The following is a 15,506-nucleotide window of genomic DNA, read 5'->3' on the forward strand; positions in this document are numbered from 1 at the left end:
GCTCCCGGCGCGCTCCGCGAGCCTTACGCCCGGCGTACGGCTACAGGTCCTGGGCGCGCCGCCGGCGCATTCCGGCGCCGATCGCCCAGCCCAGACCGCCCGCGGCGACCAGCACCAGGGCCATCTCCGGCAGGATGCCCAGCCGCGTGGCGGGCGTCTCGGACGACCGCAGCGGCACCTTCTGCACCAGGTGGCCGGCGACGAACATGCCGGTCTTCTGAGTGATCTTCCCGTCCGGCATGATGATCGCGCTCACACCGCTGGTCACCGGCACCGTGACGGTCCGGCTGTGCTCGACGGCGCGGACACGGGACATCGCGAGCTGCTGGTAGGTCATCTCGCTGCGGTCGAAGGTCGCGTTGTTGCTGGGCACGGAGATCATCTGCGCGCCGTCGGTGACCTCGGAGCGCACCGCCCAGTCGAAGGCGGCCTCGTAGCAGGTGACCAGGCCGACCTTGGCGTGGTCCATGGTGAAGACGCCCGGCTCGGTGCCCCGGCTGAAGTCCTGGCGGACCATGGACGTCCAGTCGCTGTTGACGGCGCCGATGAGCGAGCGCAGCGGCAGGTACTCACCGAAGGGCTGGATCTGCCGCTTGTCGTAGGTGTCGACGGGGCCCTTCTTCGGGTCCCACAGGATCTGCTCGTTGTAGAGCCTGCCGTGCCGCTCGACGACCGCGCCGACCGAGATCGGCACACCGATCGCCTTGGCGGCGCCGTCGATCACGGCGTACGCGTCGGCGTTGGCGAAGGGGTCGACGTCGGAGGAGTTCTCCGGCCACAGTACGAAGTCGGGCCTCGGCGTCCTGCCGGCCTTGACCTCGGCGGCCAGCCGCAGCGTCTCGCGCGCGTGGTAATCGAGCACGGCCCGCCGCTGGGCGTTGAACTCCAGTCCGGAGCGGGGCACGTTGCCCTGGATGACCGCGACGGTGGCCTTGCCGTTCTCGGCCTGGTCGCTCACCAGCGACCGCGCGGCCACCGCGCCCACCACCGGGACGGCCACGCTGAGCAGGGCCGCGGCCGCCGCCGAGCGCCGCACGGCCCGGGTCCGGCGTCCTTCGCGGACCAGGCGCAGGACCTCGTAGAGGCCGAAGCCGCACAGCGCGACCGCGAAACCGAGCACCGGCGTGCCGCCCACCGCGGCCAGCGGCAGGAAGACGCCGTCCGCCTGGCCGAAGGCGACCTTGCCCCAGGGGAAGCCGTTGAACGGCACGCGCGCGCGTGCCGCCTCGCCCGCGATCCACACGGCGGCCGCCCACAGCGGCCACGCCGGAAGCTTCGAGACCACCGCGACTCCCGCGCCGACCAGGGCGATGAAGATCGCCTCGATCGCCACCAGCGCCAGCCAGGGTCCCGGGCCGACCTCCACGCCGGTCCACACCAGCAGGGGCAGCAGGAAGCCGAGGCCGAAGAGGTAGCCGAGGCCCAGGCCCGCCTTCCAGCCGCGGCCGCGCAGCGCCCAGCCGAAGCCGGCGAAGGCCGGCACGGCCAGCCACCACAGGGTGCGTGGCGGGAAACTGACGTAGAGCAGCACTCCGGAGAGCGCTGCGGCGAGGGCCGGAACGAGGCGTACGAGGCGCGCCGCGCGGGCTGCGGGCGCGGACTGCGGCTGCAACTGGTCCGACTCGTCCACGGAGGTTGCGGTGACGGTCACTCCGGGAGTCTAAGGCCGGTGACTTCGCGACGGACACCTCGGGCCGGACGGCAGGCGCTCACGCACCGGCCGGCCCGGGCGTCGCATCGTTCCTGCGTGACTCGGCCCAACTCATCCACAAACCGGCCATCAGCCGTTACGGTGTGCCCAGCGAGTCGCCCGGCCGGTCACGGCCTCGGCGGCCCGGGTCGCACGAGGTCGGGGGGCCTTTCGGTCGGGGTCTGGGGGCGGGGTGGGTTCCACGGGGATGACGTCTGACGCCGGTCCTGGGGAGATCAGCGAAAGACGAAACGTTTCTGATGCGGCGGGCGTGGCCGTGCTCGGGGCCTGTGCCACCTGGGCGCTGGTCACGGCGACCGCGCACGAGGGCCGCCCGGAGGGCGTGCTGCTCGCGGTGCTCGCCGTGGCCGCCGGCTATGCCGCCGGACGGATCTGCGGGGCGCTGCTGCCGGTGGCGACGCCGGGCGCGGGGGCGCTGGCCGGGCTCGGCCTGGCCGTGGCCGTTCCGCAGCTCGCGCCGGGGCCCCAGATCCTCGCGCCGCTCGGGCACGCCGGTGCCACGGCCGCGCTGCTGGCCCTGTGCGCCGGGGCGGCGTGCTGTGCGGCCTGGTCCGCCGAGTCGGCGAGTCTGCGTTACGTCCTGGTCGCGCTGGCGGTGGCCATCACGGTGTCCGCGGCCGTCCTGGGCTCCACCAGCGGCTTCGTGGCCTGCACCGCCGTCCTGCTGTGCTCCCTGGCCGCCGGCCGGATGACCCACCGCGGCCCGGGCATCACCGGCCTCGCGCTGACCGCCCTCCTGGTGGCCGGCCTGACCTGGGCCGTCGCCGGCGACGCCCTGCCCGACGGGCTCACCACCTCCCTGGAGGGCCGGCTCACCCCGCACCGGATCGAGCTGTGGCGGGACGCGCTGCACGAGGCCCACCGCAACGCCGCCCTCGGTGTGGGCCCGGAGCGTTTCGGTGAACTGAGCTCGACGGCGAACCGGACCCTGCTGTCGGACGGCAAGCCCCACTCGGCTCTGTTGCAGCAGGCGGCGGAGCAGGGTGTCCTCGGCGTGATCCTGCTGGGGGCGTCCTTCTGCTGGGTGCTGCACGCGCTGTGGCGCTCACCGCGTCCCACGCCGGTCGTGCTCACCGCGGGAGCGGCCCTGACGGCGCTGGCGGTGATCGCCTCGGTCGGCAACGCGCTGAGCTTCACGGCCGTATCGGTCGGGGCGGGTCTTGTGGCGGGTGTCGCCACGGCTCGGCCGCTGCCCGGCGAGTCACCGCGGCCGGACGGGGCCGCGCGCCCGCCTGATGACCGGCCGGCCCCCTGAGCCGCTGCTCAGCGGGGCCCGCCCGGACGCAGCCGGTCCCTGATGACCCGTACGGCCGTCTCGGCGTTGTCCACGGTGATGGTGAACGTATGGCCGTCCCACAGGCGCAGGACGACGCCCTCACCGCGCCGCACGACCACCGCGGTGCCCTTCTCCGGACGCCAGCGGTAGCCCCAGCCGCCCCACTGGCGCGGAGTGACGTGCTCGGCGAACTCGGCGCCCGCGACGTGCGAGAGGGGAATGCGGCGGCGCGGCACGCCGATGTGCCCGCAGCGCACCTCGACGCACTCCTTGTCGAGCTTCATGTCGACGTGCACGAAGGCGAGCGTGCCGAAGAGGACCAGCAGTCCGGCGGCGATGCAGCCGACGACGGACATGACGAGCGGGGCGACGCCGGACGTCCAGGCGGAGTCGACCGCCAGCTCGACGCCGAGCGCCATGAAGGCCGCACCGCCGAGCGCCAGCAGCCACTGGACCCGGTTGGTGGCGCGCCCGGTCCAGACCTCGGGTTGCCTGGCCTTCTCGCCGTGGGAATGGTCCCTCATGGCTACGAGGTTACTCATGTTCCGCTGCGCGGGCACCGGATCGCTCAGCGTGACCGGGCCGGGCGGGCCGCCCCGGACCGCGACCGCACGATCCGCGGCCCCCGGTCAGCGCGTGGAGCTGACCGCCTGCAGCAGCCGGCCCTCCGCGTACGACAGGGCGGTCGCGGGCAGCTCCGCCTCGCGCCCGCTGAGCAGCACGGTCAGCGTGCCCTCCGCGCGGGCGTCCGGGGCGGGCTGCGCGCCGATCCGGCGCAGCGACTGAGCGGCGACCGCCCCGGCGGATCCGTGCAGGATCAGCGGCGGCCGGCCCGGCTGCCGCACGGCCGTCCTGATGCGCTCGGCGACGAGCTCGTAGTTGGTGCAGCCGAGCACGACCGTCGACACGTCGCCGGGGGTGAGCGCGGCGGCCGCGGTGACCGCGGCCTCGATCGCGGCCTCGTCGGCGTGGTGCACGGCGTCCGCGAGACCCGGGCAGGGCACCTCGGTGACGTCCACGCCGTGGGCGAACTCGGCGATCAGGTTCCGCTGGTAGGGGCTGCCGGTGGTGGCGGGCGTCGCCCAGATCGCCACCGGCCCGCCGCCGGCCGCGGCCGGCTTGATCGCCGGGACCGTCCCGATGACCGGCAGACCGGGCTCGAAACGGGCCCGCAGCTGGGGCAGGGAATGGACGGACGCGGTGTTGCACGCGACGATCAGGACGTCGGGGCCGTGCGCCGCGGCGGCACCGGCCACGTCCAGCGCCCGCTCGGTGATGTCCTCGGGGGTGCGCGGCCCCCAGGGCATTCCGTCGGGGTCCCACGACAGCACGAGATCGGCGTCCGGCCGCAGACGCCGTACCGCCGCTGCGGCGGGGAGCAGACCGATTCCGGAGTCCATGAGCGCGATCTTCACCCGGCCACGATAGACGATGCCCCGTTGCCGGCCGGTGGAGTGGGGCACACTGCCCAGGTGAGCGCCAATGTGTGGATCGCTGCCGTATCACTCGCCGCCTGGCTGTGGCTGTTGCTCTGTCAGGGCTTCTTCTGGCGTACGGACATCCGGCTGCCGCCCCGGCGGGAGCCGGCCGTGTGGCCGCCGGTCTGCGTCGTCGTGCCCGCGCGTGACGAGGCGGCCGTGCTGCCCTCGAGCCTGCCGTCCCTGCTCGCCCAGGAGTATCCGGGCCCGGCGGAGATCTTCCTCGTCGACGACGGCAGCTCGGACGGCACCGGGGCGCTCGCCCGCGAGCTGGCGGACGCGCACGGCGGTCTGCCCCTGACCGTCGCATCCCCCGGCGAACCGCCCGCCGGCTGGACGGGCAAGCTGTGGGCGGTGCGGCACGGCATCGCCCTGGCACGCGCGCGTGAGCCCGGGTACCTGCTCCTGACGGACGCGGACATCGCGCACGCTCCGGACAGCCTGCGCGAGCTGGTCGCCGCCGCGCACGGCGGCGGCTTCGACGTCGTCTCGCAGATGGCCCGGCTGCGGGTGGAGAGCCTGTGGGAGCGGCTCGTGGTGCCGGCCTTCGTCTACTTCTTCGCGCAGCTGTACCCGTTCCGCCGGATCGGCGCGAAGGGCACGCGGACGGCGGCCGCGGCGGGCGGCTGCGTGCTGCTGCGCGCCGACGCCGCCGAACGGGCGCGGATCCCGGACGCCATCCGGCACGCCGTCATCGACGACGTGGCGCTGGCGCGCGCGGTCAAGGGCGGCGGCGGCCGGATCTGGCTGGGGCTGGCCGAGCGGGTGGACAGCGTGCGGCCCTATCCGCGCTTGCACGACCTGTGGCGGATGGTGTCACGCAGCGCGTACGCGCAGCTGCGGCACAACCCCGTGGTGCTGCTCGGGACGGTGATCGGGCTGGCCCTGGTGTACCTGGTGCCGCCCGTGGCCCTGGTCGTGGGCCTGGTCTGCGGGGACACGGCGGCCTGGGTCCTCGGCGCTCTGGCCTGGCTGGTGATGGCGGGAACGTACCTCCCGATGCTCCGCCACTACCGGCAGCCGCCGTGGCTCGCTCCCCTGCTGCCGTTCACCGCGTCGCTCTATCTCCTCATGACGGTCGACTCCGCGGTACAGCACTACCGGGGGCGCGGCGCGGCCTGGAAGGGCCGCACCTACGCACGCCCGGACACCGTCACGGACGAGCAGCCCCTCTAGATGCCGTCCAGGGGCGTCCAGAGGTGCTCACTTCCTGCCGGGGGTCCAGTTCATGCCCCACCCGTAGGCGCGGTCGATGGTCCGCTGGGGGCTCACGCCCCGCTCGGGCACCAGGTAGCGGGCCTCGCGCTGGACCATCAGGTCACCGCCCGTGTTGGTGATCAGGGCGAGGGCGCACACCGTCGAGGGCACGGTGCACTCGTCGAGCGAGAAGTCGATCGGGGCGCCGTACTGCGGCTGGAGGGTGACCGTCGCGTGCAGGTCCGCGAAGGAACGCGCGCCTTCGTAGATGGTCACGAAGACGAGGATGCGCCGGAAGTCCCGCTGGTGGTCGAGGTTGATGGTGAGGTTCTCGCCGCTCTCGACGGCACCGGTGCGGTCGTCGCCGTCGAGGTGGATGTACGGCGGCTGGTGCAGCGCCCCGAAGGCGTTGCCGAGGGCCTGGATGACGCCCTTCCTGCCGTCGCCGAGCTCGTACAGGGCGCACAGGTCCAGGTCGAGGTCCCGGTGCATGGCGACCGCGCGGCCGCGCTTGCTGCCCCAGCCGGAGAACTGCTTGCGCACCTGCCAGTTGAGGTTCACGCGCATGGCGCCCGAGGTGCCGCCCTGCTTGGCCAGCGAGACCGAGGGGGCCGCCTTGGTGAGCGTCACCTTGCTCAGCCGCACCGGCTGCGCGGGAGGTGCCTGCGGTGGGGGCGGCTGGACGGCGGCCGGGGGCGTGACCGGCGGGGCCACGTGCGCGGGCGGCGTGACCGGGGGCGGCATCGTCACCGGGGGCGCGGCGGGCGGCGGCGCGGGCGCCGCGGGGGCGGGCGGGACCGGGGGCGCGGCGTGCTGCGGCTCGTCCACCGTGATCCCGAAGTCCGTGGCCAGGCCCTCGAGTCCGCTGCTGTACCCCTGGCCGACGGCACGGAACTTCCAGGCGCCCTGGCGGCGGTAGAACTCACCGAGCACGAACGCGGTCTCGACGGTGGCGCCCGTGCTGTCGAAGCGGGCCACCACGTCGTCGCGGGCGGCGTCGCGGACCTCGATGTAGAGGCCGGGGACCTGCCCGAAACCGCCGCCGTCCGAGGAGGCCACGAGCACGACGGTCTCGATCGCGGGCTCTACCCGCGCGAGGTCGACGAGGAGGGTGTCGACGACACGGCCGCCGCCGTCCCGCTTGCCCTCGTGCCGGACCGCGCCGGAGGGGTGCGCCGCCTGGTTGTAGAAGACGAAGTCGCCGTCGGAGCGCACCTTGCCGTTCACGAGCAGCAGCGCCGAGGCGTCCGCGTCCGGCACGCCGGGGCCGGAGCGCCAGCCCAATTCCACCCGCAGTGCCGTCGTCGGCACCGGCGTATTCGAACCTTTCGACATTGACATGTCCGCCCCCATCGCGTCTCACCGTGCCGGCCGGTGTCCCGGCAGCCCTTCGGGCCGTCTACCCGCCCAACCTATTCGGTAGGACGGCGAACTCCCACTGCGGCACGGGAGGACCGGCCGCCGACCCGCCGGTAACCATCCGCGAACTGGCCTTTACAGAATTCAGGCGCCGAGCGGCGCCCCTTTTTGCCAAGTTCGCTCGCATTGGGGATCCCGCGTCACTGCGGACACGGAAAACAACCCTCTTATCGGTCTCCCCAACTAGCACATCGAGGGCTTAACTTATGAGCCATGACCTCCCCCCGCTCCACCTTTGGCGGCGGTTACTACTCCGCCTTCCCGGACACCCCGATCTACGACCGGCTGGTCGCCGAGCGGGGCACCCCTCAGATCGCTCCGATCCGGGTTCCCGCCGCGTACGACGCGCCGGGCAGCTATCTGCCGGCCCTGCCGTCGGCCCTCCCCGCCCTCCCGGCGGGTCCCTCCGTCCAGTCCGCCCAGTCCTCCTACGGCTATCCGCAGGCGCAGCAGCCGGCTCCGCTGCAGCAGGCGCCCGCGGCGTACATCCCGCAGCAGGCCGGCGCTCCGCGCGGATACCCCGGTCAGCAGCAGCCGCAACGGCCGATGGCCTCCGGCATGGGCTACGAGGCGATGCGCCCCGCCGCCCCCCGGCCGGCCCCGGCTCAGTACCAGGAGCCGTACAACGGCCAGCAGCAGTACCGCGGCGGTTACTGAGCCGTCCGTCGGCCCCTCCCGGCCATCGTTGTCACCTGACACGATGGCCGCATGGGGAGTGCGCTGCTGCAGTCGATACACATCCACCCGGTGAAGGCGTTCCGGGGCTTCGCGCCCCGGGAGGCCGCCGTGGAGCCCTGGGGGCTGGCCGGGGACCGGCGCTGGACGCTGATCGACGACGGGGGAAAGGTCGTCACACAACGTCAGCAGCCGCGCCTCGCGCTCGCCGCCGCCGAGCTGCTGCCCGGCGGCGGTGTCCGCCTGTCCGCGCCGGGCACGGCCTCGCTGACCGTGCCCGTTCCGCGGCCGGCCGGAACCGTACCGGTGGACGTCTTCGGCGACAAGGTCGAAGGGGTTCCCGCCGAGGCCGCGGCCGCTCACGCATGGTGCAGCGACTATCTCGGCACCGGCGTGCGCCTGGTCCACATGGACGATCCGGCCACGCGCAGGCCCGTCGACCCCGCGTACGCACGACCGGGCGAGACGGTGAGCTTCGCCGACGGCTACCCGCTGCTGCTGACCACCAGCGCCTCTCTCGACGCCCTCAACTCCTTGATCGCAGGGGGCGCTCGCCCGGCCGAGGGACCGCTGCCCATGAACCGCTTCCGGCCGAACGTGGTGGTGCGCGGCACCGAGGCCTGGGCCGAGGACGACTGGTCCCGCGTGGCCATCGGGGAGGTCACGTTCCGTGTCACCGGAATGTGCGGGCGGTGCGTGGTGACCACCACCGACCAGGACACCGCGGCACGGGGCAGGGAACCGCTCGCCACGCTGGTCCGCCACCGCCGTATCGGCGGCAAACCGGCCTTCGGCCAGAACCTGGTGCCCCTGTCCACCGGTGTGATCCGGGTCGGCGACGCGGTGACGGTTCTCGCGTAGCCGCCGGTTGCCGGCGGTGCGTGTCGGACGGTCCGCCGAACGGTCCTGCAGCGGACCGCGCCGGAAGATCGGTGCCCGGTCCCGTCGCGGGAACCAAGGCCGGGTGCCCGTGCGTTGAGTTCGCGTGAGAAGTTCATGAGAGGCCGTGGGAGCGGGTGATTTCCCTCTCTCTTCGACCTGGTCGGCCCCTGGACTGCTCACCCGGGGTCAAGGTGGAGCGGGAAGGGGGTGCGGGACGGTGCGCACCATCAGCGGGCTCTGGCGCTGGCGGCACAATCCGCTGCGCCGCACGAGCGATCTGGTCGAAGCCTGGCTGGCCCTGGTGGCGTTGCTGCTGATCGTCGTCGCCGCGCCCGTCGTCGGTTCCCTCGTGGGCGGTCTCGCCCAGGGCGCCCTCCAGCGGTCCGTCCGGGACCAGCGTGCGGCCCGCCACCTGGTGACCGCCACGGTGGTGCGCAAGCTGGACCGCTCCGCGCTGGACACCGACCCGGAGGCGACCTCGGCGGGCGACCTGCGCAGCCGCGTGTTCGCCGGCTGGACCGCGCCGGACGGCTCCGGTCACCACGGCGCGGTCCTGGCGGACCTCAAGTCCCCGCACCGCGGCGACCACTTCCGGATATGGACCGACCGGCACGGCCGGCTCGTGGCCCGCCCGCTGGACCCCGCGACCGCGACGACGCACGCGGTGCTCGCCGGGTTCGGTGCCGCCATGCTCGCCGCGGGCGCCGTCGAGGGGGGCCGCCGCCTGATCGTCCGGCGCATGGTCCGCCGCCGGTACGCCCGCCTGGACCAGGCCTGGGACAAGGCGGGCCCGGACTGGGGCAGGACCGGCGCCGGCAGCTGACGGCCTTCCGGCTCTGGTCAACCCACCACCCGCGCGCACGCTACGGTGGAGCGGGCCGAACCCTTCGGCATCAACCCGCGTATCACGAGGTGGGGGGCACAGCAGCGCCATGGCACAGGGCACGGTCCAGGTGACGCACACCGGCACATCGCGGTGGCGGCGCCGCACGGGTGAGTACGCATCGCTCGCCGCCGCCCTGGAGGCCGCCGCGGACGGTGACGTTCTCACCGTCGCCCCCGGCACCTACCGGGAGAACCTCGTGGTGCAGCGGGCGGTGACGCTGCGCGGGCCCGAGGGCTCCCCCGGTTCGGTGCGGATCGCGCCCGTGGACGGGGTGCCGCTGACCGTGCGCGCCTCGGCCGTGGTCCAGGACCTGCACGTGGAGGCGCAGGACGCGGCGGCGCCCGCCCTGCTGGTGGAGGAGGGCACGCCGGAGCTGCTGGACATCCGGGTCGTCACCCGCTCCGCGGCGGGGATCGAGGTGCGTGCCGGCGCGCGCCCGACCGTGCGGCGCTGCACCGTCGACAACCCGGCGGGCATAGGGGTGGCCGTACTCGACGGCGGAGGCGGGGTGTTCGAGGAGTGCGAGGTGGTGGCCGCCGGCCAGGCGGGCGTCGCCGTCCGCGGGGGCGCGCACCCGCGCCTGGAGCGCTGCCGGATCCACCACACCGCCGGGGCGGGTCTGACCGCGACCGGTGAGAACACCGCCGTGGAGGCGCTGGGTTGTGAGATCTACGAGGTCCGGGGAAGCGGTGTGCAGATCACCGGCCGGGCCACCGCCCACCTCACGGACAGCGATGTGCACCGCACCACCGGGGACGGTGTCACCCTCGACACGGACGCGGTGCTCACGCTGGCCGACTGCCGTATCCACGACGTCCCGGAGAACGCGGTCGACCTGCGTTCGCGCTCGGTGCTCACGCTGACCCGCACGACGGTGCGTCAGTTCGGGCGCAACGGGCTGTCGGTGTGGGACCCGGGCACCCGCGTGGACGCCAACCAGTGCGAGATCTTCGACAGCACGGGCGACTACCCGGCGGTGTGGGTCAGCGACGGCGCCACGGCCGTGCTCGACTCCTGCCGGGTGCACGACGTGCCGGACGCCCTGTTCGTGCTCGACCGCGGCTCGCGCGCGGACGTCGTCGACAGCGATCTGTCCCAGGTGCGCAACACGGCCGTGTCGGTGAGCGACGGCGCCACCGCGCAGCTCGACGACTGCCGCATCCGGGACGCCGCGACGGGCGCCTGGTTCCGCGACCACGGCAGCGGCGGCACCCTCAGCGGCTGCACCATCGACGGCACGCAGACCGGCGTGATCGTCACCAAGGGCGCCGACCCCACCCTCGAGCGCTGCACGGTCGACTCCCCCGCGGAGGCCGGGTTCTACGTGTCGGCGGGTGGCCGCGGCAGCTTCCTCGGCTGCCGCGTGACCGGCAGCGGCGGCTACGGCTTCCACGTCATCGACGGCAGCCGTACGACGCTGAGGAAGTGCCGTACGGAGCGGTGCGCGCGCGGCGGTTACGAGTTCGCGGAGGGCGGCGACGCGGCACCCGGCACCGGCCCGGTCGCCGAGGAGTGCACCAGCGACGAGAGCGCGGGCCTCACGCCGCCCCCGGCCCGGGAGACCGCGGTGGAGACGGCCGACCGCTCGCCCGGGCTGCTGGGCGCCATCCCCGGGCAGCGCACCACGGAGCAGGAGCCGCTGCTCACCGCCGCGCAGCCCGAGCAGCCGGCGCGGACGCCGACGGCGGTGCTGGGTGAACTCGACGCGCTGGTGGGCCTGGAGAGCGTCAAGCGCGAGGTCCGGGCGCTGACCGACATGATCGAGGTGGGCCGGCGCCGCCGGCAGGCGGGTCTGAAGGCGGCCTCGGTCAAGCGGCATCTGGTCTTCACGGGCTCCCCCGGCACCGGCAAGACGACCGTGGCCCGGCTCTACGGCGAGATCCTCGCCTCGCTCGGGGTGCTGGAGAAGGGCCATCTCGTCGAGGTCTCCCGGGTCGACCTGGTCGGCGAGCACATCGGCTCGACGGCGATCCGCACCCAGGAGGCCTTCGACCGGGCGCGCGGCGGTGTGCTGTTCATCGACGAGGCCTACGCGCTCTCGCCGGAGGACTCGGGCCGGGACTTCGGCCGGGAGGCCATCGACACGCTGGTGAAGCTGATGGAGGACCACCGCGACGCGGTCGTGGTGATCGTCGCGGGTTACACGGCGGAGATGGAACGGTTCCTTTCGGTCAACCCCGGTGTGGCGTCCCGTTTCTCACGGACCATCACCTTCAGCGACTACGACCCGGAGGAGCTGCTGCGGATCGTCGAGCAGCAGGCCGACGAGCACGAGTACCGGCTGGCGCCGGGCACCGCCGAGGCCCTGCTGAAGTACTTCACGGCGATCCCCAAGGGCCCGGCGTTCGGCAACGGCCGCACGGCCCGCCAGACCTTCGAGGCGATGGTGGAGCGGCACGCGAGCCGGGTCGCCCAGTTCACGGAGCCCACCAAGGACGACCTGACCCTGCTCTACGCGGAGGATCTGCCCGGGTCCTCCTGAGCACCGGTGACGGGGCGCGGAGCCGGCACCTCCGGCCGCAGGCGGGCCAGCAGCCGCCGGCGCTCCTCGGCGAAGACCGGGTCGGCCTGGTAGTCGGAGTGGCCGAGGATCGGCGCCGGCAGGGGGTGCGCCGCGGTGCGGCCGTAGGCGAGCGGGTCCTTCAGCGGGGCGCGGTCCACCTCAAGACCGCAGTCGCCGGGCAGGCGGACCGGGCCGCCGATGGGATCGGTGAGCCGGTAGAGGTTGCGCCAGCAGTCGACGTCGTGGTGCAGCGAGACGAGCGCGGCGGGGCCGAAATGGGCCGGGAACCAGCGGCCGTAGAGGCGCTCGAGCGGGGAGCCGTAGGTGAGCAGGGCGACCCGCTTGCGGTCGGAGGGTGCCAGCTGCCAGGCCGCGGCGGCCGCGAGCACGCTGCCCTGGGAGTGTCCGGAGATGACGAGGCGGCCGCCGGTGGCGCGGGTCCAGGTCGCCATCCGCCAGGTGAGGTCGGGGACGGCGCGTTCGGCGTAGCAGGGCGGGGCGAAGGGATGGGCGGCGCGCGGCCAGAAGGTGCCGACGTCCCAGAGGATGCCGATGGTGCGCCGCGCGGAGGCGTCCTTGTAGGCGCGCCTGCCCCAGGTGACGAAGAGTATGAAGCCCAGGCCGATCAGCCACGATCCCAGGGCCTGCGAGGTCTGCGCGACGCCGTGCACGAAGGCGTACGCGTTCCGGGCGGCCGGGCCCGGGGCCTCGTCGGTCGCCTGGGCGCCGGCGATCGCCCCGGCGCCCAGGAGCAGGGTGGTGCCCGCGACGACGGCGACGAGCAGGGGGGCGCGGTCGGTGAGCGTGGCCAGCGCGCGCGTGGTGGCGATCCGGGCGGTGCGGGCGGCGTCCCTGGGTTCCGACGCGTAGTCCAGCCGTACCTCGCCCAGCTCGGTGCGGCGCAGCAGCCAGGCCCGCCGTGCCGCCCCGCCGCAGAACGCGAGCAGCACGACCAGCAGGACGGGGATCACGGAGGCCTGCCAGGTCAGCAGGACGGGCGGGCCGTCGAGGAAGGAGCCGGTGCCGTCCAGCCAGTCCGATACGCGCTGGGCGACACCACCGGACATCACGCCGCCCAGGGCGCAGGCGAGCGTGGCGACGGCCGGGCCGGCCAGGCCGCGCAGGGCGGCTCGCCGGTCGGGGCGGGTGCGGTGGAGCAGGCCGGCGACCACCGCGAGGGCGACGACGAGGGCGCCCTGCACCAGGGCGATGCCGCCGAAGGTGAAGCCGCCGCCGGGCAGCCGGCCCGCGGAGTGCCACCCCGGCCGCTCCCATCCGCCGTACAGCGCGGCGAGCAGCAGCAGGACGAGCGCGGCGAGCGGCAGCCGCCGCACGAGGTGCTCGTCGGGCTCCTGGTCGAGGCGGTTCTCGCCGCGGCCGCTGCGGCAGACCGCCCACAGCGCCACGAGGGCGGTGGCGAGGATCGCCGCGAGGAGCAGCCGGCCCAGGGTGTCGAGCGCGGCCGGTCCGCCGGGCACCCGGTCGCGGCGGGCCGCGGACCATCCGACGGCCGAGGCGACGGTGAGCAGGCCGGCCGCGGTGTGGGCGGCGCGCAGGCGGGCGACCGGGCGGCGGCCGTACCAGAAGCCGGGGCTGCCCAGGCCGCCGCGGCCGGCGTCCTCGTCCGGTCCGGCCTGCTGGGGCATCGGCCGCACCGACTCGTACGCGCTCCAGGTGCGGCGCGAGAGGTACCACAGCAGGCCGGTGAGCCCGGCGGGCACCATGGCCGCCAGGGCGAGGCGGCGGCCCGGCCCGCTCCACCAGCCGTCGTGCGACCCGTCGGGCGAGAGAAAGCCCAGCCAGGAGTGGCGCTCGGCGCACGCGCGCGTGCCCGCGCACTGCCAGGCGACCAGGTCCAGGGCGACCTCGCAGGCGGCCGCGACCAGCAGCACCGTCAGGGTCAGCCCGGCGAGCCGCACCAGCAGCCCGTACAGGCGGACCGTCCGCCGGTGGCCGCGGGCGTCGGGGCGCATCCAGTGGGCGAGGTTGACGACCATGAACGGCAGCAGCAACAGCCACAGGGCGCGTGCGCTGTCGCCGGAGGTGAGGTTGCACCAGACGTACGCCTCCGGCACCGGCCTGTTCCGGTAGTCCTCGGGCCGGCTCTCGGCGTCGACGTCCTCGGCGCGCCGGAAGACGGCCGCCGTGTCGTCGCCGGTGACGCGCACCGTGGACGGATCGTTCAGCATCTCCTGGGGCGTCGTGCCGCCCACGCCGTGGACCAGCAGTTCCAGGGCGGTCGCGGATGCGTCGGCACCCGCGGCGGGACCGTCGGCCGGGCTGCGTTCCTGCGCACGTTCCACTGTTCGCACTTCCCCCGTGACGCGCCGTCGGCTGTGTGCGTGCGGGCATGATCTCCGCTCCGAGCAGGGCTTACACCCATGCCCGCGGAATCTCCCCGATCCGGGTGACAACGGGGGAACAGATGTGGCCAGGGTGACCTGGGCGCGTCGGGTGGGTGGCGTGATGGGTACCCAGCCGTGCGAGGATGGGACGTCCGCACACCGGGGCACGGAGAACGTCCTTGTCGGAGCAGGTGTGCGCGGCGTGTCGGACGGCTTGAGGCGAAAGGACCGGAGCGTACGTGAGTGAGAATCAGAACCTCCTCGCGGAGCAGCGGCGCTCCCTGATCCTGGAGGAGGTCCGGCGCCGCGGCGGGGTCCGGGTCAACGAGCTGACCCGCAAGCTCGGCGTGTCGGACATGACCGTGCGCCGCGACCTCGACGCGCTGGCCCGCCAGGGCGTCCTGGAGAAGGTGCACGGCGGCGCGGTCCCGGTGGTCGAGGCGAGCACGCACGAGCCCGGTTTCGAGGCCAAGTCGGGCCTGGAACTGACGGCCAAGGAGGACATCGCACGCTCGGCGGCGCAGCTGGTGGCTCCGGGGACCGCGATAGCGCTCTCGGGCGGTACGACGACGTACGCGCTCGCGCATCAGCTGGTGGACGTGCCGGACCTGACGGTCGTGACCAACTCGGTGCGGGTGGCGGACGTCTTCCACGCTGCGCAGCGCACCTCCGGCCCCCGGCAGGGTGCGGCCACGGTGGTGCTGACGGGCGGGGTGCGCACCCCGTCCGACTCGCTGGTGGGGCCCGTGGCCGACCAGGCGATCGCGGCGCTCCACTTCGACGTGCTCTTCCTCGGTGTGCACGGCATATCGGTCGAGGCCGGCCTGTCGACGCCGAACCTCGCGGAGGCCGAGACCAACCGGCGTCTGGTGCAGTCGGCGCGGCGGGTCGTGGTGGTCGCCGACCACACCAAGTGGGGTGTGGTGGGCCTCAGTTCGTTCGCGGCGCTGGAGCAGGTCGACACCCTGGTGACGGACGCGGGACTGCCGTCGGACGCCCGTGAGGAGATCTCCGAGCATCTGCCCCAGCTGGTGGTGGCGGGCGAGCCGGAGAGCTGATCCCGGCCGCGGGGCAGACAACTGACGGCCCGTCAGTTACCGTGACGGTGCCGATCGCTCGCCCTCCCGCCCGAGG

Annotated in this window: 12 protein-coding genes; 7 read left to right on the forward strand and 5 right to left on the reverse strand. The window is 74.0% G+C overall.

The window, feature by feature from the left end; all coding sequences use genetic code 11:
• Positions 1-40: 40 nt before the first annotated feature.
• On the reverse strand, positions 41-1,651 hold the full coding sequence (lnt, locus tag ACJ9NR_RS04055) for an apolipoprotein N-acyltransferase (RefSeq protein WP_412489729.1): 1,611 nt from the start codon (positions 1,649-1,651) through the stop codon (positions 41-43).
• Positions 1,652-1,898: 247 nt separating this feature from the next.
• Between lnt and ACJ9NR_RS04060 the strand changes: the two genes are divergently transcribed.
• Entirely contained in the window at positions 1,899-2,966 is a 1,068-nt protein-coding gene (locus ACJ9NR_RS04060) for an O-antigen ligase family protein (RefSeq protein WP_412489728.1), read from the forward strand.
• An 8-nt stretch (positions 2,967-2,974) separates the two neighbouring features.
• Here ACJ9NR_RS04060 and ACJ9NR_RS04065 read toward each other — a convergent pair whose 3' ends face one another.
• Together ACJ9NR_RS04065 and ACJ9NR_RS04070 are read right to left on the reverse strand one after the other, a co-directional pair.
• Positions 2,975-3,511 (reverse strand): hypothetical protein, encoded by a 537-nt coding sequence (locus ACJ9NR_RS04065; RefSeq protein ID WP_412489727.1) that lies wholly within the window; start codon positions 3,509-3,511, stop codon positions 2,975-2,977.
• Between the two features lie 105 nt (positions 3,512-3,616).
• Positions 3,617-4,402 carry a glutamate racemase gene (locus ACJ9NR_RS04070; protein WP_412489726.1) on the reverse strand — a complete coding sequence of 262 codons (786 nt, stop codon included), beginning with the start codon at positions 4,400-4,402 and terminating at the stop codon, positions 3,617-3,619.
• Positions 4,403-4,441: 39 nt separating this feature from the next.
• Between ACJ9NR_RS04070 and ACJ9NR_RS04075 the strand changes: the two genes are divergently transcribed.
• On the forward strand, positions 4,442-5,641 hold the full coding sequence (locus tag ACJ9NR_RS04075) for a glycosyltransferase (RefSeq protein ID WP_412490518.1): 1,200 nt from the start codon (positions 4,442-4,444) through the stop codon (positions 5,639-5,641).
• 27 nt (positions 5,642-5,668) lie between these two features.
• Here ACJ9NR_RS04075 and ACJ9NR_RS04080 read toward each other — a convergent pair whose 3' ends face one another.
• Positions 5,669-6,997, reverse strand: coding sequence for a TerD family protein (locus ACJ9NR_RS04080; RefSeq protein ID WP_412490517.1), 1,329 nt, complete (start codon positions 6,995-6,997; stop codon positions 5,669-5,671).
• Positions 6,998-7,294: 297 nt separating this feature from the next.
• Here ACJ9NR_RS04080 and ACJ9NR_RS04085 point away from each other — a divergent pair, with 297 nt between their 5' ends.
• From ACJ9NR_RS04085 to ACJ9NR_RS04100, 4 genes are all read left to right on the forward strand, one after another.
• A complete protein-coding gene (locus ACJ9NR_RS04085) occupies positions 7,295-7,738 on the forward strand; it encodes a DUF6643 family protein (RefSeq protein WP_412489725.1) in 444 nt (147 codons plus the stop codon).
• 51 nt (positions 7,739-7,789) lie between these two features.
• A complete protein-coding gene (locus ACJ9NR_RS04090) occupies positions 7,790-8,617 on the forward strand; it encodes an MOSC domain-containing protein (protein ID WP_412489724.1) in 828 nt (275 codons plus the stop codon).
• Positions 8,618-8,855: 238 nt separating this feature from the next.
• Positions 8,856-9,461, forward strand: a complete 606-nt coding sequence (locus ACJ9NR_RS04095) for an Rv1733c family protein (protein ID WP_412489723.1) — start codon at positions 8,856-8,858, stop codon at positions 9,459-9,461.
• A gap of 109 nt (positions 9,462-9,570) precedes the next feature.
• A complete protein-coding gene (locus tag ACJ9NR_RS04100) occupies positions 9,571-12,006 on the forward strand; it encodes a right-handed parallel beta-helix repeat-containing protein (RefSeq protein WP_412489722.1) in 2,436 nt (811 codons plus the stop codon).
• Here ACJ9NR_RS04100 and ACJ9NR_RS04105 read toward each other — a convergent pair.
• Entirely contained in the window at positions 11,976-14,330 is a 2,355-nt protein-coding gene (locus ACJ9NR_RS04105) for a hypothetical protein (RefSeq protein WP_412489721.1), read from the reverse strand. The genes ACJ9NR_RS04100 and ACJ9NR_RS04105 overlap by 31 nt on opposite strands.
• Positions 14,331-14,611: 281 nt before the next feature.
• On the opposite strand from ACJ9NR_RS04105, the gene ACJ9NR_RS04110 reads away from it, so the two are divergent.
• Positions 14,612-15,430 (forward strand): DeoR/GlpR family DNA-binding transcription regulator, encoded by an 819-nt coding sequence (locus ACJ9NR_RS04110; RefSeq protein WP_412489720.1) that lies wholly within the window; start codon positions 14,612-14,614, stop codon positions 15,428-15,430.
• Positions 15,431-15,506 lie beyond the last annotated feature (76 nt).

The organism is Streptomyces sediminimaris (assembly GCF_047049295.1).
GTDB classification, from domain to species: Bacteria; Actinomycetota; Actinomycetes; order Streptomycetales; family Streptomycetaceae; genus Streptomyces; species Streptomyces sediminimaris.